12 protein-coding genes are annotated in these 23,529 nt (G+C 64.3%); 1 reads left to right on the top strand and 11 read right to left on the bottom strand.

The genetic code is table 11. From position 1 onward, the window contains the following. Positions 1-95: 95 nt before the first annotated feature. From ACOVRJ_RS12495 to fba, 6 genes are all read right to left on the bottom strand, one after another. The gene (locus tag ACOVRJ_RS12495; RefSeq protein ID WP_422044173.1) at positions 96-1,370 is read right to left on the bottom strand and encodes a metallophosphoesterase family protein; all 1,275 of its coding nucleotides are present in this window, start codon (positions 1,368-1,370) and stop codon (positions 96-98) included. A gap of 17 nt (positions 1,371-1,387) precedes the next feature. After that, the gene (gene recD / locus ACOVRJ_RS12490) at positions 1,388-3,415 is read right to left on the bottom strand and encodes an exodeoxyribonuclease V subunit alpha (RefSeq protein WP_422044172.1); all 2,028 of its coding nucleotides are present in this window, start codon (positions 3,413-3,415) and stop codon (positions 1,388-1,390) included. Between the two features lie 14 nt (positions 3,416-3,429). Beyond that, positions 3,430-7,200, bottom strand: a complete 3,771-nt coding sequence (gene recB, locus ACOVRJ_RS12485) for an exodeoxyribonuclease V subunit beta (protein WP_422044171.1) — start codon at positions 7,198-7,200, stop codon at positions 3,430-3,432. Then, entirely contained in the window at positions 7,197-10,697 is a 3,501-nt protein-coding gene (recC, locus tag ACOVRJ_RS12480) for an exodeoxyribonuclease V subunit gamma (protein ID WP_422044170.1), read from the bottom strand. The genes recB and recC overlap by 4 nt, the downstream gene beginning before the upstream one ends. Positions 10,698-10,841: 144 nt before the next feature. Then, the gene (locus ACOVRJ_RS12475) at positions 10,842-11,903 is read right to left on the bottom strand and encodes a hypothetical protein (protein ID WP_422044169.1); all 1,062 of its coding nucleotides are present in this window, start codon (positions 11,901-11,903) and stop codon (positions 10,842-10,844) included. 327 nt (positions 11,904-12,230) lie between these two features. Next, positions 12,231-13,295: a class II fructose-bisphosphate aldolase gene (fba, locus tag ACOVRJ_RS12470; protein ID WP_422044168.1), complete on the bottom strand. Its 1,065-nt coding sequence runs from the start codon at positions 13,293-13,295 to the stop codon at positions 12,231-12,233. 247 nt (positions 13,296-13,542) lie between these two features. Between fba and ACOVRJ_RS12465 the strand changes: the two genes are divergently transcribed. Beyond that, positions 13,543-14,562 (top strand): ATP-binding protein, encoded by a 1,020-nt coding sequence (locus ACOVRJ_RS12465; protein ID WP_422044167.1) that lies wholly within the window; start codon positions 13,543-13,545, stop codon positions 14,560-14,562. A gap of 54 nt (positions 14,563-14,616) precedes the next feature. On the opposite strand, the gene ACOVRJ_RS12460 is transcribed toward ACOVRJ_RS12465, so the two are convergent. The 5 genes from ACOVRJ_RS12460 to ACOVRJ_RS12440 all read right to left on the bottom strand — a co-directional run bounded on the left by ACOVRJ_RS12460 (position 14,617) and on the right by ACOVRJ_RS12440 (position 23,344). Then, positions 14,617-15,561: a TIGR02285 family protein gene (locus tag ACOVRJ_RS12460; RefSeq protein ID WP_422044166.1), complete on the bottom strand. Its 945-nt coding sequence runs from the start codon at positions 15,559-15,561 to the stop codon at positions 14,617-14,619. A gap of 124 nt (positions 15,562-15,685) precedes the next feature. Further along, positions 15,686-16,471, bottom strand: coding sequence for a substrate-binding periplasmic protein (locus ACOVRJ_RS12455; RefSeq protein ID WP_422044165.1), 786 nt, complete (start codon positions 16,469-16,471; stop codon positions 15,686-15,688). A 120-nt stretch (positions 16,472-16,591) separates the two neighbouring features. After that, positions 16,592-18,025, bottom strand: coding sequence for a pyruvate kinase (gene pyk, locus ACOVRJ_RS12450; protein WP_422044164.1), 1,434 nt, complete (start codon positions 18,023-18,025; stop codon positions 16,592-16,594). Between the two features lie 91 nt (positions 18,026-18,116). Further along, positions 18,117-20,435 (bottom strand): NADP-dependent malic enzyme, encoded by a 2,319-nt coding sequence (locus tag ACOVRJ_RS12445; protein ID WP_422044163.1) that lies wholly within the window; start codon positions 20,433-20,435, stop codon positions 18,117-18,119. Between the two features lie 119 nt (positions 20,436-20,554). Beyond that, positions 20,555-23,344, bottom strand: coding sequence for an ATP-binding protein (locus ACOVRJ_RS12440; protein ID WP_422044162.1), 2,790 nt, complete (start codon positions 23,342-23,344; stop codon positions 20,555-20,557). Between the last annotated feature and the right edge of the window lie 185 nt (positions 23,345-23,529).

Below are 23,529 nucleotides of genomic sequence, written 5' to 3'. Positions count from 1 at the left end.
CTGCTGCGTCCAACTTTAGCGGCGCAGCAGGCCGCTGCCCAGGCTCTGTACGCAATCGATACAAAGAGCGCACCGAATCCCTACCTCAGGGGGATTTAAGAGGCCTCGTTCGCCTGTTCAGCCGTGGCCAACTGCGCCAACAAGGCAGGCGTTACGGCATCGATCAAGCCGAGCACCTCGCCGCGCCGAATCACCTGAAACTCGGGCAATGCCTCGATCAAGGCCAGCGGCGCCTTGGCGGTCAAGAGTTGTAGGTCCTCGCTGAGGCTGCGCAGGAAGTCGGCATCCTCAGGCACCTCGGCCAGCAAGGCCTGCAAGTCAGCAATCGCATCGGCACGCGCGGCCAATTGGCTGGCGTCCAGCGCCGGCGCGGTCTCCAGCTTGAGCTTTTCGATCCACAAGCGCCCGCCTTGCAATGCAGCCGCCTGAGCCAAGATCTCCTCGCGCAACTGCGCTTCCAGACCAAAGAGCAGCCCATGCGCAGAGGTGCGCCCTTGCAAGCAGACCCGCACCGCCAGCGGCCAATTGCCGCTTTGGCTCAGCAGCAAATGTTCTAGCGCCCGGCCGGCCAGCGCCACCACGGCAGGCAGGTCGGCGGCTTCGCTGACATCGATGTCGAGCCGCTCCCAGCGCAAGACGTCCACGATCAAACGCTCCACCGTTTGGATGCCGCTGTGATCGGCCGTCACCAAGACCGCGCCGCGCGGCCCGGCCTCGCGGATATGGCGGCCCTGCAGATTGCCGGGAAAGACCACCCAGGGCGACTCGCTCAGCACCGCATGCTCATGCACATGGCCCAGAGCCCAATAGTCATAGCCCTTGGCGCACAACTCGGCCAGGCTACAAGGGGCATAACGGGCATGAGCAGCGTAGCCTTCCAAGGCGGTGTGCAGCACGCCGATATTGAGCCAGCCGCTCAGCGGGTCGGGGTAGGCCAGGGCCAGGTTCTCGGTGGTGGCGGCATCCTTGAAGCTGCGGCCATGCAGGGCCACGCGCAAGTCTTCGATGCGATGGGTGCTAGGCTTGCGGCTGTCGAACAAATGCACATTCGGCGGCAGCGTCAGCCGGCGCGTCATCTCGCTCTCGGCATCATGGTTGCCATAGAGCAGATAGACCGGAATGCCGGCCTGATGCAGGCGCGCCATCTCGCCGACGAAGAAGTGCCCGGTGTTGTAGTCGCGCCAGTCGCCGTCGTAGAGGTCGCCGGCGATCACCATGAAGTCCACCGCCTCATCGATGGCGGCGTCGATCAAACGGCTGAAGGCCTCACGACTGGCCGATCGCAAGGTCTGCAGCGGCGCGTTGGGATAAGAGGCCAGCCCGCACAAGGGGCTGTCCAGATGGATGTCGGCGGCGTGGATGAATTTCATGGCTGAGCGAGATTGTCCTAGCTCTCGAGCGCAGGCGCTTCGGCCAGCAGCTCCAGCAAGCCACTGGCGCGCCGGGTGCGCTGGGCCAAGGCCATGGCAAAGGCCGGCGCACGCCCGCTGACCAGGGTGAAAGCCATGCGGGCGCGAGTGATGCCGGTATAGACCAACTCCCGCGTCAGCCCGCCGCCGCCCTCGGCCGGCAGCACCAAGACCGTGTGCTCGAACTCCGAGCCCTGCGATTTGTGCACCGTCAGCGCAAAAGCGGTTTCCACATCGGCCAGACGGCTCACCGCCACCGAGCGCAAGCTCTGCCCGTCGGAAAAATAGGCGCGCAGTCGATTGCTGCCGCCCGCCGCCTCGTCTTGCCCCTGCGGGCGCAGCACGATGCCGATGTCGCCGTTGAAGACACCCAAGCCCGCATCATTGCGGGAGACCATCACCGGCCTGCCCTCATACCATTCGCCGCGTTTGCTCAGGAGCCCTTCGGCAATCAAGGCCCGCTCCACCGCCTGGTTCAAGCCCTCGGTGCCCCAATCGCCCTCGCGCACCGCGCAAAGCAAGCGAAAGCGCTCAAAGGCGGCCAGCACCGACAAAACCCAGGGGCCGAAAGCCTCGGCCGTCTCCGGTCGCTGCGCCAATAACTCCAAATAGCTGCGGTAGCCGCCTTGGGCGCCAGGCCGGCCCTGCAGCGCCAAGCGCACCGCGGCCTCGGCCGAAGCCGCCTGCACATTCAGCAAGACCTGGTCTTGGCCCTCACTCAAGAGCTGCTGAGCCAGCCGCGCATCGCCCCGGTTCACCGCCAAGGCGAGCTGACCAATCGGGCCGCCAAAGCGCCGGCTTTCGCGCAGCATCACGGTTTGCTGCGCGAGCGCAGAAGCTTGTGTTCCTTCCGGCAAGAGGAACTCGCTCGGCAAGGTCTGACCTGTCACCGCCTCGGCATAGGTCGCCGTGCGGGGCAGATAACGGCCCAACTCGGCGTCTCGACACAGATCACCCAAGACCGCACCCGCCTCCACCGAGGCCAGCTGGTCTTTGTCGCCCAGCAGAATCAATCGCCCGCCCGGCGGCATCGCATCCAAAAGCGCCGCCATCATCTCCAGATGAATCATGGAGGCCTCATCGACGATCAAGACATCCAAGGCCAAAGGATGGGCCGCGTCGGCACGCAGCTTGCGGGTGTCGGGCCTCGCACCCAACAAGGCGTGCAGGGTGCGGGCCGCACCCATCTGGCTGGCCAGCTTCTGCAGATCCAGGGAGGCCCCCAGCTGGCCTTGCAACTGGCTGAGGGCCGATTCGATGGACTGTTTGAGGCGCGCGGCCGCCTTGCCCGTCGGCGCGGCTAGGCCCACGCGCAAGCGCTGAGCGTCCGGGTCAATGGCGAACAACAAGGCCAGCAAGCGAGCTGCGGTGTAGGTCTTGCCGGTGCCGGGGCCGCCGGTGATGACAGACAGGCGCCCGGCCACGGCAACGCCGCAGGCGAGCTTTTGCCAGTCAAGAGAGGCTGCCTCGCCTGCACTGGGGAACATGCGATCCAACCATTGACGCACCTGTGTGGTGTCGGCCCTCGGCCCCACCGTCGCCCGCGCCAGCAACTGCGCCGCCACCCGCTGCTCATAAGCCCAGTAGCGGCGCAGATACAGCTTGCTGCCGCGCAGAACCAGTGGCTCGCCCTGGCCCTCTTGCGCCTCACCGCCACCGGCCGGCGCATCAACAAAGACCAAGGGGCTGGCTTGCAGCGCGCACAGCCAATCGACTAAGTTCGTGGGCAGGCTGCCTTGCATCAGCTGACGCAGCGCCTGAGCTTGCGGCGGCTTCCAGCCCAGCAAGCCTTCGGCATCAGCCAATAATTCGTCCAAAGCCAGGCAGCTGTGGCCGCGCCCCTCCATATGGGCCAGCAGCGCGCTGGCCAGCAATAGCGCGGCGGGCGCATCGGCCTGCTGCTCGCGCACAAAGCCGGCAAAAGCAGCATCCAAACGCCGAATCGTGCCGGCATCTCGCCAGGCACCCAGCGCTTGCATCACCTGCACGGCGGCGTCCATTGGCATCAGCTCTTCCCCACTCATCGCACGCCCCCGCTGTCCTGCAGCGCAGCTTGGTTGTCCAGCAAAGCATCCAGCTCATTCAGCATGGACTCACTGGGCTTGACCCAATAGCAGCCCTGAGCCGGGCCTTGCATGCCGCGCATGAAGACATAGACCGCGCCGCCCAGATGCTGCTCGGGCTGATAAGCCTCTCCCAAGCGCGCACGCAAGAGCCGATGCAAGGCCAGCAAATACAGCGCAGCCTGCACGTCGTAGCGGTGCTGGGCCATGGCCGACTGCAAAGCGGGCTCGCTGTAATCGGCATCGCTGGCGCCCAGGTGGTTGGACTTGTAGTCCAACACAAAGTAGCGGCCCTGGTGCTCGAACACCAAGTCGGCAAAACCCATCAACAAGCCATGCAGCTGGCGCTGCGGCAGCGCGGGTCGAGGCTCCGCGGCCAGCAAATGACGCCGGCACAGCGCGTCCAAGGCGCTTGCATTCAAGTGATCGGCCGGGAACCAAAACTCCATTTCCGGCAGATGGCCGCTCAAATCTTGCAAGGCACAGCCCACCGGCGGCAAGGGTGCCGCGCAGACCTGCTGCAACCACAGCAGCACATCGGCCGCCCAATTGCCCCAACCCTGGCGCTCGCAGCGGCGCATCAGCTGCGCCTGCAGCTCGCTGGACTCGGCCAGACGGTGAAAGCCTTCTTCAGCCAACCACTCGAGCTGATCATGCAGGAAATTGCCGGCAAAAGCGCCGCGAGGGAAGCGATGCCAGGGCGGCAAGAGGCTTTGCTCCGGCGGCAGCAGCTGCTGCGTTTGCGGCAGCATCAATTCAGAAGCGGATTGGTCTTCGTCCAAACGCGCCACTTCTGTGGACACTGCCCGCACCGGCAGCGCCCGCACCAGGGCCGAGAAGCTACCAATGCCCCAGCGCCGCTCAAACTCTGCCTGATAGGCCTGGGGCTGCTTCAGCGGCGTGGGCGCGCCGCGCGGCATCACCAGACTTGGGCCCAAGGAAAAAGCGCTTGCCGCTGCTTGCACTGCGATTTCAGGGTTGGCAGCAGCCAAGACCTCGGCCAGTTCTTGCAACTGATCTTCCGAAAAGCGCGAGGCCCCGCCCAGCACATAGCCGATGGCGCTGCGCCAGCTTTCGCAGCTCTTGCCATTGCGCACCTTCAGCGCCGCCACGCCCAACCACAAAGCATGGCGAGCGCGGGTCAAAGCCACATAGAGCAGACGCAGGTCTTCGCGCAAGCGCTCGCGGTCGGCCTGGGCGATCTGCTCGGCCGTCGGTTCCAGATAAAGCTGCGATTCACCGCTTTGCGACTCTGCCAAGGCCTGCTTGACGAAGCGGGTGCGCGCCTTGTCCACCGCCCGGAAGCTGGCCGCAAAAGGCATGAAGACCAGGGGGTACTCCAAGCCCTTGGACTTGTGCACCGTCACCACCTTGACCAAATCGGCATCACTTTCCAGACGCAGCACCGCGCCCTCGCCTGCTGCGGCACCGGGCACTTCGGCTTCTTCAATCTGATCCGCCAACCATCGGATCAAGGCCTGCTCACCGCCCTGCTCCAGGCTGGCCGCTTGCAGCAGCTCAGCCAGGTGCAAGACATTGGTCAGTCGGCGTTCGCCGTCAGCATCTTTGGCGCCACGCTCGTCCTGGGCCAGCCATTGCGCCGGCAAATCAAAGGCATGCAGCAGCTCGCGCAGCATGGCCAGAACGCCCTGGCTGAGCCAAACACTCTGCAAGGCCTTCAGCTCATCACTGCGAGCATCAAAGGCCTCATCGTCCTGCGCCAGATGCGCCAGCTCCGCCAGACTCAGACCCAACAAACGGGTCGCCAGCGCGGCGCGCACCAAGCGCATATTCAAAGGCTCGGCCACCGCCTGCAAGACGCGCAAGAGATCACGCGCCTCGGCACTGGCAAACACCGAGTCTTTGTCTGACAAATAAACCGAGGCGATATTGCGCCGACGCAGCTCGCGCCGCAGCGTGGCGGCCTCACGGCCGGTGCGCACCAGCACCGCGATATCGGCCGGCCGCAGGCGCTCAAAGCTACCGCGCGCCGGATTAGAGAAGCCCGCGCCCTCATCGTTCAACAGCTGCGCGATCTGCTCGGCGCAGCGGGCGGCAAACAAGCGCTGGCTGCTGTTGGCATCGCGCAGCTGCACGTCCAGTTGCAGGCTCAGCGCCGGCACCGGCCCCTGACTGCTGACGAACACCTCGGCCCGGCCGCGCGCGGCCACCGGCGCAAATGGCAAGGGATTGCCCGAAGCGTCGGCCGGCGCCCGGAACATGAAAGCCCCCTCGCCCTCGCGCTGCTCGGCATGTGCAAAGACCTGATTCACCGCCGCTACCAGGGCTAAGCTGGAGCGATGGTTGGTGCCCAGCATGTAGTGGCGGCCGGCGGTCTTGTTTCGTGCGTCCAGATAACTGTAAATGTCCGCGCCACGGAAGCCGTAGATGCTTTGCTTGGGGTCACCAATCAAAAGCAGGGCCGTGTCGCGCGAGTTCTCGGCCAGGCAATAGAGCCGATCAAAAATGCGCGCCTGCAGCGGCGAGGTGTCTTGAAACTCGTCGATCAGCGCCACCGGATACTGGGCCAACATGCCTTGGCGCAGGCGCTCAGCGCTGGCACCTTGAGTGGCCGGATCCAGCGCGCGATCCAGTCGATTCAGCATATCGGCAAAGCCGAACAGGCCGGAGTTGGCCTTCAATTCGGCCAGTCGCGCACCAATGCAAGCCGCGGCATGCAAGCGCATCGGCGTGCCAACACTCTCCAATGCTTGCAAGGCCTCCAGCAGTTCGGCAAAGGCCTCAAACTCAGCGGGCACTTCGGGCGCAGCGGCATCCGGTTTCAATGCCTCGGCCAGACCGGCCGGGCTGAGACGGCGCAGGCCCGCGTCGGAGATTTCAGGCGCGAGCTGCGCCTCGTCCAGCGCCCAGTCGCGCAGGCTTTGCAGCCAAGGCTGGTAATAGCCGGGGCGCAGCTTGGTCTTGTTGAAGGGACAGGTCTTGCCCTCCATTTGGCCATCCAACCAGGCTTGCATGCGCTCGGCGGCCTCGGCCCAGCCCTGCTTCAAATCTGCAAGGGCCGCCGCATGCTGCAACTCGGCTCGCTCAATCACCAAGCCCAAGGGCTCGGCCACATCAGCCGCCAAGGACAGGTCCTGAGCCAGCAACTGGCGGGCGTCTTGGGCCAATGCATCCACGCGGATGAACACCGCCAATGCTTGATCCAGGCCCTGAGCGCCAAGCGGATAGACCTGGGCGCGCCAATAGTCTTGCGTGGCTTCCAGCAGCAGTTGCTGCTCGTCGCCAATCAGGTCTTCGTTGAAGAGACAGCCGCTGTCAAAAGCATGCTCGCGCAACATGCGCTGGCACCAAGCGTCGATGGTGTGAACCGCAGCATCGTCCATGCTTTCTGCGGCCATGCCTAGGCGCCAGGCTGCAGAGTTGCGAGCCGGTCCGTCTGGGTAATCGTTGAGCAGAGCGCGTAGCAAGGCGTCGCCAGCGGCAGGCTCGGCCTCGCCACGGAAGACCTTGGCCGCCTCCAGCAAGCGGGCGCGGATGCGGTCCGACAACTCGCGGGTGGCCGCGCGGGTGAAGGTCATCACCAGAATCTCAGAGGGCAGCAAGGGCCGCAAAAAACCGGTCTCGCCGGCCTCACCCCCATGCCCAAGCACCAGGCGCAAGTAAAGCGCGGCAATCGTCCAGGTCTTGCCGGTGCCGGCGCTGGCTTCGATCAGGCGGCTGCCCCACAAGGGGAAGTCATGCGGGTTCAGCGTGCTGCTCATGTTCATTCGGCGGCCTCCTCTTGCTCCGCCTGGGCCGAGGCATGCAGTTCCAAACTGACGCCCTGATGCAGCCACGCATGCAGCGGACCATAGAGACGCGGGGCCAAGGTCTCAAAGCGACCGTCTGCCGCGAGGGCCGCAAAGTCGGGGTAGAGCCGCGCCAGGCAGGGCTCGCTGACCTCGCCCCGGCTGTTGAAGCCGCCCTCGTACACCGAGGCCACATCCTTGTGCTCGGCCACTTGGGCCAATCCGGTCAGGGCCGCAATCGGCAGGGGCGACAGCATGCCCTCCTGCCAGACTTGCAAAAGCTCGGCCAGATCGGCCTGCGCCTGCTCGGGCGGCAGCGGCTGCAGCGTCAGCTGGGCATCGCGCCCGATCAGCACGCCCTGCAGCTGAAAGCCGTGAGCGCTGGCCACCAACTGGCGCACCCAGGCTTCGAGCAGTCGCTCGGGACGGGCCGACTTGGCTTTTTCATCGGCACACAAGCGGCTGGGGATCAACTCCAGCCAGACCCGCTGGCCGCCCAGCGCCTGGGCGCGCAGATCGGCCAACCAGTCCTCCAAGAGCGGCTGCTCGAAGGGGAAGCGCAGCATCTCCTTAGGTGCCTGCAGCGGGTACAGGGCCTGCAGATCGCGCCAGGCCTTCAGCATCGGCGAGACGGTTTCGACCAGGGCGCGCTCGGCGCGGCGGCCCTGCTCGGCCATGGGCAGACGGCCTGCTTCGCGCATGCGCGCCGCCAGACCGGCCACACGCAATGGCACATCGGTCTCGGCATGCAAGTCCTGCAGGGCTTCGTCCAAGAGCTCGCGCAGCATCTCGTATTCCAGCAAGCCATCCACGGCAAAAGCCTCGTCGTCCTCGGCCGCACTGGCGCTCTCGGCAAACTGCACATCCAGGCGCTGGCGGAAAAAGCTCTTGACCGGGTTTTTCAAGAAAGCGGCCAGGCCTTTGATGTCGAGCAGCGGCTGATCAGGGTCGAGTTCCAAGGGCGGCAGTGGAGCCGCTTCGCCCTCCGCTTCTGCCGGCGCTTGATGCGCTTGGCGCCACTCGCTGGCATGGGTGAAGAGCGCACTGCCCTGCTCGAAGTAGCGCCGGCTGAAGGGCTGCAATGGATGCTCGGTGCTCAAGGGCGCCAGCACCGCCTCGCCCCAGCCCGAGGCCAGATAGTCGCGCAGCTGCGAGACCAGCACCGAGGGCGGCTGCTCGCTGTTGTCGCGCACGCTACGGCCGCTCCAGCTGATGTAGAGCTTGCGCCGCGCCGAGAGCAGGGCCTCAAGAATCAACTGCCGGTCATCGTCACGCCGGGCGCGGTCACCGGGGCGTGACTGGCCGGGCAGGCCCATCAGGTCAAAGTCGCTGCGGCTGCCGCGACGCGGGTAGTCGCTATCGTTCATGCCCAGCAGACACACCACCTCGAAAGGCACGGCACGCATCGGCATCAAGGTGCAGAAGGTCACGCCACCGGCCTTGAAGCGGCGGTTCAGCATGGGCACATCCAGCCCGTCCAGCCAGGCCTCGCGCACCACGGCCAGGTCCACGGCTTCGGCAAACTCGGCCGACTCGCAGGCCTCCAGCCAGCTGCCCATCGCGCTTTGCAAGGCCGCCAAGGTCTGGCGCTCGCTGTCGTCCACCGGCTGGAAAAAGTCTTCCATCAAACGCCGGCCGCGCTCGGCCCACAGCACCGGGCTGGTCGGCTCGGCCACCTGCTGCCACCAGCCTTCCAGCGCCGTCAACAGGTCGGCCAGCGAACCGGCCAGCGCGGCGTCCAAGCCGCCCACCTCGGTATAGGGCTGAATGCCTTGGAAGGCCGGCCCCGCTCCTGCGCTATAGCCCAGCAACATGCGGCGCAGACCAAAAGACCAGGCGTTTTGCTCGCCACACGCGGCCAGGCCCAGTTCGGCCCGTTGCTCGGCGTTCAAGCCCCAACGGATGCCGGCGCCTTCCATCCATTGACTCAGGCGCGGCAGATCGTCGGCGCTCAAGCCAAAGCGCGCCGCCAGCCCCGGCACCTCCAGCAAGGCCTGGATCTCGCTCAAACGGCAGCGCTGCTGCGGCAGGCGCAGCAGCCACTCCAGCGCCAGCAGCAGCGGGTTGTGGCCGCGCTCTTTCAGATCGGCAATGTCGTAAGGGATGAAGCGCGGGTCTTGGCTGCGTCCGTACTGACCAAAGACTGAACGGATGGCCGGGGCGAAGCTGTCGATATTGGGCACCATGACCACGATGTCGCGTGGCGTTAGCGGTGCTTGGCCCGACGCGGGAGTCTCGGCCAGCAGGGCCAACAACTGGTCGTGCAGGATCTCGACCTCGCGCTGCGCGCCGTGGGCGATGTGGAAGACGATGGAGCGATCCTGCGGCGCCAGCGCCGTGCGCGGATGCTCGGCCAGCGGCGTCAGATCGCGGATATGCGCTTGCACCTGGGCCAGCAAACTCTCGCCGGGGCCCTCGTCAAAGAGATCGATCTTGGCGATGCCGAAGCGCTCTTGCGCCTGGGTGGCGTCGTCAAAGGCGTCGAGCTGGCGCACAAAGTCGCGCCCCTGGCGGCCCCAGCTGGCCAGCAGCGGGTGGGCATGGGCGTGCATCTGCTCCAGCGATAGCTCGGCCAGGTCGAGCCCGCCGCGCAGTGGCTGGCGCCGCTTGTTCTTCTCGTTACGCAGCAACTCGCGGCCGTCGATGATGTCGGCCCAGTGGTAACGGCAAGGATTCGGGATCGCCAGAATCACCTGGCAATGCTCGGACAGCGCCGCCAAGGCCTGCAGGGTTTGCATCGGCACATGGGTCATGCCAAACAGCACCAAGCGGCGCGCCATGGCGCTATGTGGCTTGCGGCCCTCTTGCAGGGCCTGCACAAAGCGCTGATGCAGCTGCGGCCTCGAGGCTTCTCGCTGCTGTGCCGACAAAGGCGCCAGCAAAGCGCGCCACAGGGCTGCCTGCCAGCGCTGGTCGGCCGGCAGCGGCGTGGCGGTGGGTAGCGGCTCGCCTGCGCTGCGCGGCAACACGTCATGTCCTTGCGCCCAAGCATCGAGCCAGTCGCTGCGGTAGACCTGGTATTGGTCAAACAAATCGGCCAAGGCCTGGGCCAGTTGCAGGCGCCGATCCATTTCCCCCAGACGCAAAAAGCCGGCCAGCGGCTCAAAGCCCGGCTGCTGCGCTAACTCCGGCAGCAAGCGCATCAAGGCCCAGGTCAGCGGCAATTTGTCCAGGCGGGATTGCGAGGGCACCGAATCGCGACCCAACATCTGGCGATATGCACGCCACAGAAAACGCCCCGGCAACTCCACCCGCGTGGCGGCGCAAATGCCGCTTTGCTCGGCCAGCGTCATCTTCAGCCACTCGGCCACGCCATTGCTTTGCACCAGGAAGATCTCTTCTTCCAAAGCGCCCAGCGGCTGGCGGCGCAACCATTCAAACACCGCATCCCCCAACAGCTCAGCGCGATTGCCGTGCAGCACCAAAAGGCCCGGGGTGATGGGCGTGTTTGAAGTCAGAGTGCTGCTGCCGCTCATAAAGTCTTGGAGGTCCTGCTTCTGCGGGGGTGGCGTGTGAATGGGAAAAAGCTTTTGCGAAAAAGAAGCTCGCAACTCTTGCTTGAAACCCATCGCTCAGCAAGGGGCCGAGCGCAGGAGAAGAGTCACTGCAAGGCCCGCACTTTAGCTGGCGCGCGAGCCGCCCCCGCCCTTGCGGGCCAGCGCACTGATGGCGCTCAAAGACGCCAAGTCCAAGGGCGACTGTGCCTCTAGCGGCTGCCGCTGGGCTTGCAAGGCATCTCGCAGCGCATCGCTCGCCAGCCAATCTGCACCCGGCCCTGTGGAACTTGGGGCTTCATGCGGCTGAAGCGGCTGAATCGACGCCGCCGCTTGGTGCCTGACCTGGCTGACCTGCGTCAGCAAGGCGCGGAAGTCCTGCAAATCCGGCGCCGGTTTGGCCTGCGGTTGAGTCCGGGCCGCCAAGCCGGACAAATCCAGTTCTGGCGCGGCGGCAGGCGATGTTTGGCGAGCCAGACGCGACAGCCCCAGGCTGCTCAAGTCCAAGTCAGGCGCATCCGTTTTCTGGGCTAACTTGGGTCTGAACTTTGGCATGTCGATGCACAAAAGCGGCGCCGCGATCTCGGCCAGCGCACGAGCTGCTCGCTTGGCCTGCAGCGGAGGCTGCTGCTTCAAGGCCTGCTTTGATTGCTGCTCAAACTTTTTCGCAACCGCGCGTTTGCTTGGGTCCGAAGCAAGCCGCTTGGCAGCACAGGCTTTGTCATGCGCAGCTTTTCTTCTTTCCGCCAGTTTGTCCGCCTTCGATGCATGGGGGCGAGCCTGCGCGGCCTTGGCTTTCTGGGCAGCAAGTTCAGGAACTCGTTGCGCCAAAGACTCAAGGACTGGCTGAGGCTGAGGTTCGGGCGCCGCCGACAAGGCCAAGCGGCGTTCGGCGACGTCCTCCACGTCACTGATATCGCTCATATCCCAGCGTCCGGAGGAAGTGCCATGGCGAGGTGAGACAGAGCTTGCCGATCCACCACCGCGCTCACCGGGCCGACGTGTTGAAGTCGGAAGTGGCCGCTTGACCCGGCTATTGGCGCTGAGTGTGGCTTGCGAGATGGAAAGATCGACCGGTTTGTCGCGCTCGCGCAAGCGTTCGGCAAAAGTTCGCAGAATGGCGTTGGGATCGAAGGCGCCGCCCGAGTCGTCAGGCAGATCCGAACTCGAACCGGTTTTCTCTTTCATTCAGCCATTGTGCCGGGGCTTGGTGACAGAAATGGCGGCCAAGCCCGCAAGCCCTCCCCCAAAGGACCGGAGGGAAGTTGACCCTTTGGCATTCGCATCAAATGCGCGCGGCTGACTGTCGAGCCATAGCCGTCGCTGTTTGCCACCAAGACAGGCGTCTGTTTCGTACACAGACCGGAAACTCGAGTTTTGCTTGCCCATGCAAAGTTGACTCGGCAGTAGGGGATGGGGCTCGCCTTTCGCGATGCAAGCGCTAGGTGAGCCGCCGCCCATGAAAAAGCCCACCCGGCTCGCGCAGGGTGGGCTTGGTGGCCAGGGCCGATTGGCTTACTTGACCAGCTGATTCAGCTCGCCACGAGCATAGGCCGCGGCAATGTCCACCAAGGTGCGCGGCTGGATCTTGCCGGCTTGGCCTTCGCAGCCGAATTCCATATAGCGCTGCTTGCACACGGCCTTGGCGGCTTCACGGGCGGGCTTGAGCCATTCGCGAGCATCGAACTTGTCAGGGTTCTCAAACAAGAACTTGCGCACCGCGCCGGTCATGGCCAGGCGGATGTCGGTGTCGATATTGATCTTGCGAACGCCGTGCTTGATGGCTTCTTGGATCTCTTCGATCGGCACGCCGAAGGTTTCCTTCATCTGGCCGCCGTACTGGTTGATAATGGCCAGCAACTCTTGCGGCACGCTCGAGGAGCCGTGCATCACCAAGTGGGTGTTGGGAATGCGGGCGTGGATTTCCTTGACGCGGCTGATGGCCAGGATGTCGCCAGTGGGCTTGCGGCTGAACTTGTAAGCGCCGTGGCTGGTGCCGATGGCAATCGCCAGCGCATCCAGCTGGGTGGTTTTGACGAAGGTGGCGGCTTCTTCGGGGTCGGTCAGCATCTGGCTGTGGTCCAGCTTGCCGACGGCGCCAATGCCGTCTTCTTCGCCGGCGTCGCCGGTTTCCAGATTGCCCAGGCAGCCCAGTTCGCCCTCGACGGTGACGCCAACCTTATGCGCCAACTCGACGACGCGGCGAGTCACGTCCATGTTGTATTCAAAGGACGACGGGGTCTTGCCGTCTTCCATCAGCGAGCCGTCCATCATCACCGAGCCGAAGCCCAGGTCGATGGCGCCCTGGCAAATCTTGGGGCTGGTGCCGTGGTCCTGGTGCATCACCAAGGGGATGTGCGGGTACATCTCGGCCGCGGCCTGGATCAGATGCTTGATGAAGGGTTCGCCGGCGTACTTGCGGGCGCCGGCCGAGGCCTGCAGGATCACCGGAGCGCCGACTTCATCGGCGGCAGCCATCACGGCCTGCACTTGCTCCAGGTTGTTGACGTTGAAAGCTGGGATGCCGTAGCCGTGTTCGGCGGCATGGTCCAGCAGTTGGCGCATGGAAACGAGAGCCATGAGAGAGTCCCTTGGGAAGTTAAAAACCTTGAAAACCCTGCGAACGCAGCCTACCGCCAAACCAGCCCGGCGGATCATGTAACCGCGTTGTAACTGGCGGCGATTCTAGCGGTGCCCTGTGGCACCCAACCCCGGGCAGCCTCGCTTGCATGAGGGGGGTGTGAGCAATTAGGCTGAGAGCCGGGCTTTTTCGAGGTTTAGGGCTTGCAGCTTTGCGCCCACACTCGACAGCCCAGGAGCCCACCGCATGACTCGTCTCGCCCTTGACCACCTGACCCTCTGGATCACCGCCGCCGCGCGCGAACACTCGCACGACCTGGCCAGCCATCTGGAGGAGCGCACCGGCTGCAGCCGTCGCTCGGCGCTGGCCGCGCTGCGCCGCTTGGTCGACGCGCATTGGCTGACCCGCAGCGGCAGCGACCGCCGCCCGGTCTATGGCCCCGGCCTGCTGCGCCAGGTGGCGCGCACCTACAGCCTGCACGGCCTGCAAGAAGACATCCCCTGGCAGCGCGACTTCGCGCCTCATTTCGATTTGCCCAAGCATGTGGCACGGATGGTTCAGCATGGTTTCACCGAGCTGGTGAACAACGCGGCCGACCACAGCGGCGGCAGCAGCGTCACCGTCTCGCTGCGCCAAACGCCCAGCCATGTGCAACTGCTGGTGTCTGACGATGGCTGCGGCGTGTTCGACAAAATCTGTTCGGCTTTTGACATTGCCAATGCCCAACACGCCATGCTGGAACTCAGCAAGGGGCGTCTGACCAGCCAGCCCGAGATGCACACCGGGCGCGGCCTCTTCTTCAGCTCGCAGCTGGCCGATGTGTTCGACATTCATGCCAATGGCACGGCCTTCCAGCGCCGCGCCTGGGAGAGCGGCGGCTGGCAGCCGGGCCGGCCGATGCCGCGCCAGGGCAGCTCCATCTATATGTCGATTTCTCTGGACACCAAGCGCACGCTGGATCAAGTGCTGGAGGCCTGGAGCCTGGACGGCAGCGGCATCGAGTTTGACCACACCACGATCACGCTGCGCCTCTTGGCCGGGCCCGGCCAGCCCCTGGATTCACGCGCCCAGGCGCGTCGTGTGGCGGCCAGGCTGCCGATGTTTCGTCGCGCCGAGATCAATTTCGATGGTGTGGAAGACGTGGGCCACGGCTTCACCGACGAGTTGTTCCGCGTCTTCGCGCGCGCCCATCAAGAGGTGGAGCTGATGCCCACCCATATGACGCCGCGCATCGCGGCCCTGGTGAAGAGCGCGCAGAACGCCTGAACGCGACAGCTGACTAGGGCAGGACTTAGCAAGCAAGCGAGCGAGGTTGGCCGCTCAAGGGCTACGCGGGGCACTGCTCGCAGCCAGCAGCACCGCCATACGCGCCCGGTAGACCAGCCGTTCCTCAGCGGGCAACATGGCCTCGTATTGCTCACGCAAACGGGCCCGTTCCGGCTCCATGCCAGTCAGGCGATCAATGGTTTGGATGACCTGCTTGCCCCAGGGCGTCAGGCTGCAGGCCGGATAGGTCGGGATCAGCGGCGGCGCCTCCGCCAAAGCCATGTACTGGAACTCATCCGCCGTGGCCTGCGTCTTTCGCAATTGCTCGATTTCAATCGCATAGCCCAAAGTCACATCAAATCGATTGCGACTCAGGGTGTGCAGCAGCCCCGCCAGAAGACCATATTCGCCAAATTCCAGCACCTGATCCGGACGGGCCGCGCGCGCTTGCTTCAAGGCCTCATCCAGCGCGGATCCGAAACGGCGCTTGGGCAAGGTGCCGACTCGCACCTCACCCGAACGCAGCAACTCGGGCAGAGACACCTCGCCCCCGGCCCGTTTTTTCCAGCCCCCAGGAGGCACATAGCCCCGGCGCGAGATCAGCACCGGCGGCAATTGGTAAAAGTAAGGTTCGGAACCATAGCGGGTATAGGACTCGCGCTCCGGCACCTTCAAGACCGACAAGGTACACACCGGGTGGCCGGCCTGCATGTACTGCGCAAGTCGTTCGGTGCTGCTGATCTCCAACTGGTGCTGATACTCGGGCATGCGCTTGATCAAGGCACTGAGATAGTGATCGCGCAGACCGGTGCCTTTTTGCGGGCCATCGACCACGTGATAAGGCACAAAGTCGAGCAGCAACCACCGGATCACGGCCGGCTGAATGAGCGCCGAGGGCGTTGCAGTTGGCGGAGTCGGCGCCTGGGTTTGGCCGAAGGAAGGCGTGATCGCGCCACATGCCCAAAGCGCCAAAAGCACCGACCTGATGCATAAACCCATTTGCACACTCCATTGCCCACAAGGCACGGCCACACCGACCAGACGCGACCCACTATAACGAGCGCCAACAGGCCTGTGCAGCACTCCATTCCCGATTGACAAAGCGGCGCGAGAGGCTCGCGGTTCAGAGTTCGCTATGGATCAAAGCCTGAATTGCCTTGGATTGCTGCCGCATGGCGGAATTCAAGCGAGGCAACAGTCGCAACCAGGGATGGCCGCGCGCCACGGCGAAGTGAATCGGGTCCGACTGCAAAGGCGCAGGCAAAACCGACAAAGCGGCCGAATGACCCGTCTGCTCCCGCAGCAGGCGCGAGAACAACCAGGGCTGCGCGCTGCGATGGGATGACAGCATCACATCACAACGGCCTGCCATCAGCATGCGAACCCGGGTGTTCAAGTCTCCATCGGCAAGCTCAACCTTGAACAAATGGCCCCGCGCGGCTTCAAAGCTGGCGCCGTAGCTGATGCCGCGGCTGACACACAGCGTTCGCCCTTTCAAATCAGCGAGCGAGCGGTACTCCAGCGCCTGATCTCGCCGCACCACCATCCAGACATGGTTAACAAAGATCGGATCACTGAACTCGAAGACCTGCTCTCGGGCCGGCGTGCGAGAAACGCCGAAAGCCATCAACTCGCCACGCTCGGCCGAGAGCATGGCGCGAGCCCAGGGCAGCGGCTGAATCTGCCAATCGATCTGCGCTGCCTCGCCAATCAGGGTCAGCATCTGCTTCACGAACGGACGCCGACTGGCTTCATTGATCGCGATTGGCACGCGGAATCTCACCTGCCCCCGCGCTCGGCCCGAGGACAAACTCAAGGCCGCAAAAACGGCCGCCCCATGCAGCAGCCGCTGCAGCAGCAGGCGCCGCAGCCGTGTCTCATCGTTGTTCGGGAAACTGGGGGCTGGCATCAAGGGCTACCGATAAGCGGTGAACCCAGAATAGCAGCCGACACCCAAGACCGGCCCAAAGACCGCCCCAGGGCGTGCCCTTGAGTACAAGTACGAGGCGCCGCCCTGTCCTGCCTAGGCTCAGTCGCCGACGCGGCAGACCTTCAACATATTGGTGCCGCCGGGGTAGCCCATGGGCTCGCCGCAGGTGATGGCATAGGTGTCGCCGGGCATCAGCACGCCCTTGTCCACCAAGATCTTCTCGGCCGCCTTCAGCGCCGTGTCGCGGTCATCAAACTTGGGCATCAAGAGCGGGCGCACATTGCGGTACAGCGTCATCTTGCGCTGGCTGACCTCTTGGGTGGTCAGCGCGTAGATCGGCACTTGGATGCGATGGCGACTCATCCACAAGGCTGTCGAGCCCGACTCGGTCAAAGCCAGAATCGCCTTACAACCCAGGTGATGGGCAGTGAACAGCGCGCCCATGGCGATGGACTGGTCGATGCGGCCAAACTGGCGGCCGGCGAAGTCGGTATCCAGGGTGACAAACTCGGCGCGCTCGGCTTCCAAGGCGATGGCGGCCATCTGCTCGATGGTTTCCACCGGGAACTTGCCGGCGGCGGTTTCGGCGCTGAGCATGACGGCGTCGGTGCCATCAAGTACCGCGTTAGCCACATCGCTCACCTCGGCGCGGGTCGGCACCGGGTTGACGATCATGGACTCCATCATCTGCGTCGCGGTGATGGCCACCTTGTCCAGCGCCAGCGCCATCTTGATCATGCGCTTTTGCAGGGCCGGCACGGCCGCATTGCCCACTTCCACGGCCAAGTCGCCGCGCGCCACCATGATGCCGTCGCTGGCCTTCAGAATCGCTTCCAGGTGCGGGATAGCTTCCGAGCGCTCGATCTTGGCGATCATGCTGGGCTTGTGGCCGTAGGGCTCGCCGGCCATATTGGCCAGTTGGCGCGCCATTTCCATATCGGTGGCGTTCTTGGGGAAGCTGATCGCCAAGTACTCGCAACGGAAGCTCATCGCGGTCTTGATGTCTTCCATGTCCTTGGAGGTCAAGGCCGGCGCGGTCAGGCCGCCGCCTTGCTTGTTGATGCCCTTGTTATTGGACAACTCACCGCCCAGCTTGACGATGGTGTGCACCGCCGCGCCGCGCACCGCTTCCACCGTCAGCACCAAGAGGCCGTCGTTCAGCAGCAAGGTGTCGCCGGGCTTCACATCGCGCGGCAGTTCCTTGTAATCGAGGCCCACGGCTTCTTCATTGCCAAGCTCGGTGCGGTCGGCGTCCAAAATGAAACGGGTGCCGTTGACCAACTCGATCTTGCCGTTCTCGAACTTGCCGACGCGGATCTTGGGGCCCTGCATATCGGCCATGATGGCCACTTCTTTGCCGGCCGCCTTGGCGGCTTCACGCACTAAGCGGGCGCGGTCGATATGGTCTTGCGCCTTGCCGTGCGAGAAGTTCAGCCGCACCACATCGACACCGGACCGGATCATCTGCTCCAAGATCTCCGGTGAAGAAGAAGCTGGGCCGAGGGTGGCAACGATCTTGGTGGCACGGGTCATGGCGGGCACTCGCTGAAATAAAGTTACAAGCAATGATTATGGCCCCCACCGAGGGCCATAAGTTTCAGAGAGTTACTGAACAGGAGAAAGCTCAGCCCTTGGCGGCCAACACATCGGCCACCGCCAGCGCCGTCATATTGACGATGCGGCGCACCGTGGCCGAGGGCGTCAAGATGTGCACCGGCGCGGCGGTGCCGAGCAGGATGGGGCCCACGGTCACGCCCTTGCCGGCCGTCACCTTCAACACATTGAACAAGATGTTGGCGGCGTCCAGCGAAGGCAGCACCAAGAGATTGGCCGCGCCCTTCAGCGTGCTGTCGGGCAAGAAGGTGTTGCGCACCGATTCCGACAGGGCCGCGTCGCCATGCATTTCGCCGTCGCACTCGACATCGGGCGCATGTTGGGTGAAGAGTTCACGCGCGCGGCGCATCTTCACGGCCGAGGGCCGCTTGCTGGAGCCGAACATCGAGTGCGAGACGAAAGCCAGCTTGGGAGGCAGGCCGAAGCGACGCACCTCGTCGGCCGCCATGGCGGCGATTTCGGCCAGCTGCTCGGCATCGGGCTGGTCGTTGACGAAGGTGTCGGTCAAGAACAGCGTGTGCTCATCCAGCATCAGCGCATTCATGGTGGCGAAATTGCGCGCGCCGGGTTTCAGGCCGATCAGGTCTGACACATGCTCCAGGTGGTTGTCAAAGCGCCCCACCATGCCGCAGATCATCGCGTCGGCATCGCCAAGCTTGATGGCCAGGGCGCCAATGGTGGTGGCCGAGCGGCGCACCGCCGCCTTGGCCATCTCGGGCGTCACGCCCTGACGGCCCATGACCTGGTGGTAGGCCTCCCAGTACTGGCGGAAGCGCGCGTCGTTGCTCGGGTCAATGATGGCCACATCCTCGCCCAGCTTCAAACGCAGGCCGGCGCGCTCGATGCGGCTGGCGATGACCTCCGGGCGGCCGATCAAGGTCGGCTTGACGATGCCCTCATCCAGCGCCACCTGCACCGCGCGTAACACGCGCTCGTCCTCGCCCTCGGCGTAGATCACGCGCGCAGGGTTGGCCTTGGCGGCGGTGAAGACCGGGCGCATGAACATGCCAGTTTGGTAGACGTAACGCTCCAGCGACTGGCGGTAGGCGGCCATATCGGCAATCGGGCGCTCGGCCACGCCGGAGTCGGCGGCCGCCTGGGCCACGGCGGGGGCGATGCGCAGAATCAGGCGGGCATCAAAGGGCTTGGGAATCAAATACTCGGGGCCGAAATGCAGCTCTTCACCGGCATAAGCCGCGGCGACTTCATCGCTGGTCTCGGCCTTGGCCAGGGCGGCAATCTCGCGCACGCAGGCCAGCTTCATTTCCTCCGTGATCTTGCTGGCGCCACAGTCCAGCGCGCCGCGGAAGATGTAGGGGAAGCACAGGACGTTGTTGACCTGGTTCGGGTAGTCGGAGCGGCCAGTCGCGATGATGCAATCGGGCCGCACGGCCTTGGCCAGCTCGGGGCGAATCTCCGGCTCCGGGTTGGCCAGCGCCAGGATGATGGGGCTGGCGGCCATGGTCTTGACCATCTCGGCCGTCAACACACCCGCAGCTGAACAGCCCAGGAAAACATCGGCACCATTGACCACATCGGCCAAGCTGCGCGAAGCCGTGGTCTGGCAGTAGCGCTGCTTCGATTCATCCAGCTTGCCGGCCTTCGCGTCTTCACGCTGGTCCTGGATCACGCCCTTGGAGTCGCAGACAAAGATGTTCTCGCGCTTTAGCCCCAAGCCCACCATCACATCCAGGCAGGCAATCGCCGCCGCGCCCGCACCGGACACGGCCAGCTTGACCCCGCCAATGTCCTTGCCCACCAGTTCCAGGCCATTCAGCAGCGCAGCGCTGGAGATGATGGCTGTGCCATGCTGGTCATCATGGAAGACCGGAATGTTCATGCGCTCCTTGAGCTTCTTCTCGATGTAGAAGCACTCGGGCGCCTTGATGTCTTCCAGGTTCACGCCACCCAGCGTCGGCTCCATCGCGGCAATGATGTCGACCAGCTTGTCAGGGTCGCGCTCGGCCAACTCGATGTCAAACACATCGATGCCGGCGAACTTCTTGAACAAGCAGCCCTTGCCTTCCATCACCGGTTTGGCGGCCAAGGGGCCGATATCGCCCAAGCCCAGCACGGCCGTGCCATTGGTGATCACGCCGACCAAGTTGGCGCGCGAGGTGTAGTCGGCCGCAAGGGACGGGTCTTTCTCGATGTCCAAACAGGGATAGGCCACACCGGGCGAATAGGCCAGCGAGAGATCGCGCTGATTCGACAAGGCCTTGGTCGGCGTGACGGCGATCTTGCCGCGCGTCGGGCTGCGGTGGTAGTCCAGCGCTGCGTCCCGCAGGGCGGCCTCAGCCGGCGACAGCAAAGCCTTGTCATTGCTCATTCAGTGCTCCAGGAAAATTGAGTTCCGGGAGGTTACATCGGCAATTGGCGCTTCCCGATGCCGGGAGCTTTAACTGTTATGCAAAGATGGCAAAAAGAGGCTTCAGCAGCTTTGCCCCGTCATGCCACGCCTGCATCCGGCCCCTTGATGGGTAGACGCAGCGTGAAGCAAGCCCCTTGGCCGGGTGCCGAATCCACATCGATCCGGCCCTTGTGTTTTTTGATGATGGAGAAGGACAAGGACAGGCCCAAACCCGTCCCCTTGCCCACTTCCTTGGTGGTGAAGAAGGGCTCGAAGATGCGGCGTTGCACATCGACGGGCATGCCGCAGCCGTTGTCGCGCACCGAGATGCAGGCCCATTCATCTTCCACCCAAGACCGGATCAAGATCTGCCCGTCCCGCTCGATGGCATGGCTGGCATTCACCAGCAGATTCATCAGCACCTGATTGATCTGCGCGGCGAGGCAATAGACCACCGGCAAGGGCTGCAACTCTTTCCGGACCTGCGCCTTGTAGCGAATCTCATGCATCAGCATGTTCAGGGTGGACTCGATGCCTTCGTTGAGGTCGGCATGCAGCCAGTCGGAGGCATCCACCCGAGAGAAACTGCGCAGGTCCTGCACGATGCGTTTGACCCGCTGCAGGCCGTCGATGCTCTCGTGGATCATTTGCGGCAAGTCTTCCGCCAGGAACGCCAGATCCAAGGCCCGCTCCAGCGTCTGGGCGTGTTGGCGCTGCTCGGCACTGGCACCCTCGCGGCCCGCTTCGCGATAAGCCAGCACCAACTCCAGCAAGCTCGCCACGTCACGCGCCAGCGAGCCCAGATTGCTATTGACGAAACCGATCGGGTTGTTGATCTCGTGAGCCACACCGGCCGCCAGCTGGCCGATCGACGCCATCTTCTCCTGAGCGGCCACTTGGCGCTGCAGCTCGCCCAGCTTTTCGTACGCATTGGCGTTGTCCATGGCCACGGCAGCGTAAGCGCACAGGTTTCGGAAGATCAGTTGCTCGCGCTCGCCAAAGCTCTGCACCTGAGGCCCGATCACACGCATCACCCCGATGACGCGGTCGGCTACCTGCAAGGGCCCCACCATGCGCTGGCCATCGATCAAGAGTTCGGTTCGGCTGCGCAGCGCCTGGACACACTCGTGCCCTTCATCGGCCACCGCCACGACGGCCCCTGCCGCCGACGGATCCACACAGCCCAGCGCGCATTGGAGCAAGTCGCCGCGCTCATCAAGCAAGAAGACCGACAGCTGGCTGCTGCACAGCAGCTCCTGCACATGACGCTGCAGCACGGCCAGCACGCGGTCCACATTGAGCTGAGCGGTGATCTCCTTGCCGCTTTCGCCTAAGTGCAGCAAGACCATGTGCAGGCTTTGCAGCGCCTGCGATCGCTCGGATTCAGACTGGGCCAGCTGCCGCAGATGCTCCTGCTCGGAACGCGCGCTTTCCACCTGGTGCTGCACATGCAGCACCGCCGCCTGCTTGCCTGATTCTTCGGTGAAGACTTGCTGCCGCACCTCGCTCGCACGCTGGCTCAGCTGGTAAGCGGCGCTGAAATCGTTGCGGGCCGCGTGTGCCGCAGCAGCGCTTTCGAGCAAGGCAGGTGGCGGACAGTAACCCGGCAAACGCTCGGCTTGTTCCAAGGCCTGCTGCAGCCAAGGCAGCACCGCCTCCGGCGCCTGCCCTTCGGCCTGGCCGATTTCCGCCAGCGTCCACAAGATGTCCACCAGCGTGCTGCGCTCACGCTGCTGCTGCGCCACATCGCGGGCATGCAGCGCGGCCGCTCGGGCTTCATGCAAACGACCCAAGCGCAACAAGGCGCGCGCCTGGCCCAGCGCTGCGTCGGTCTGCATGTCCTTGGAGTCCGCCGACTGCGCGCGCTCGGCCAGCAGCACGAAGTTCTGCAGCGCACTCTCGTTCTCCTGCAGATCCAGCTCGATTTCCGAAAGGTATTTGAGCGCCAACATGGCGCTGCGGTTCTCGGGGTGCGCGACCAGCAAAGCCTGGCACTCCAGCAAGAGCTCACGTGCCGCCGGCAATTGGCCGATGCGTCGCATCGCATCGCCGGTCTGCGCCAGGGCCAGGGACAAAGAGCCGGGCCAGCCCGCCTTGCGCGCCAGACTCAGGCCACGCTGCAGCCACTCCACCGCCTGCGCGTAGTCGGACATGCTGGTGTAGGTGTAGCCCAGATTGGAGGCCACGGACAGCGCGCGGCGCAGTTGCCCTGATTCGATAGACCAGCGGTAGGCCTCGATCAGCCAACGTGCCGCCGGGGCGAAATCGGCCGACAAGCCACTTTGCAAGCCGCGGTAGTCGGCCAGCGCAGCGGCGCAAGCCGGGCTCAAGCCTTCAGTGCTGCGGGGCAGCCGTTGGTCCCACGCTTGATTGGCCAGGGTCTGGTCGCGGAACAATTCGGAGCGTGCCAGCGTCAGCTGCAGCATCAGCAATCGCTGCGGGTCGCCCAAACGCTCGGCCAGTTCGATCGCAGTCTCCAAGCTTTGCCGCAGATGCTCGGCTAAACCGCGATCTGCTGCTTCGTAATGTCGCAAGCAATGAACGTCGCACAAGCCCCGCAAATCCTGCTGGTCAGAGAACTGCTGCTCGGCCAGATCCAACAGGGCATGAGCCTCATCCAGATGCATGCCCAGCAATGCGACCTCGGCCTGCACCAAACGCATGCGCGCCTGCAGATTGCAGCGACTCAGGGCATCGAGTGGGCTCAAGGGCAGCCGCAAGAGCACCGCTTCCGCCAACGCCAGAGCCCGGGCGCTGTCCTGTTGACGCAAGCACCAAGCCTTTGAGGCCGCCTGCGCCAAATCAGCCTCTGCAGCGGCACTCGCGATCAAGACCGGCTCAGGCAGTGCCAGGATCGGGAACATCTCAAGATCGCCAGACCAAGTCATGCGAGCACCCTGCGTCAACGGTGGCTCGAGCCTACGCGAGCCGTCGCGGCCTGACCAGCCTAGGCCCAAAACGGCAGCGCCCGCCGTGAACGAAGTCACAGCGCATCGGGCCCAAAAAGCAGGTGGCGGCGATAGCAACGCCAGGCAAAGACTGGGCGCTTTGCTGCACCTTTAGGCGTACGCGC

It is taken from the genome of Roseateles sp., assembly GCF_049240545.1.
GTDB lineage: Bacteria > Pseudomonadota > Gammaproteobacteria > Burkholderiales > Burkholderiaceae_C > Paucibacter_A.
Note: the sequence above shows the minus strand (reverse complement) of the source record. Positions and strands in the feature narration are given on the sequence as shown.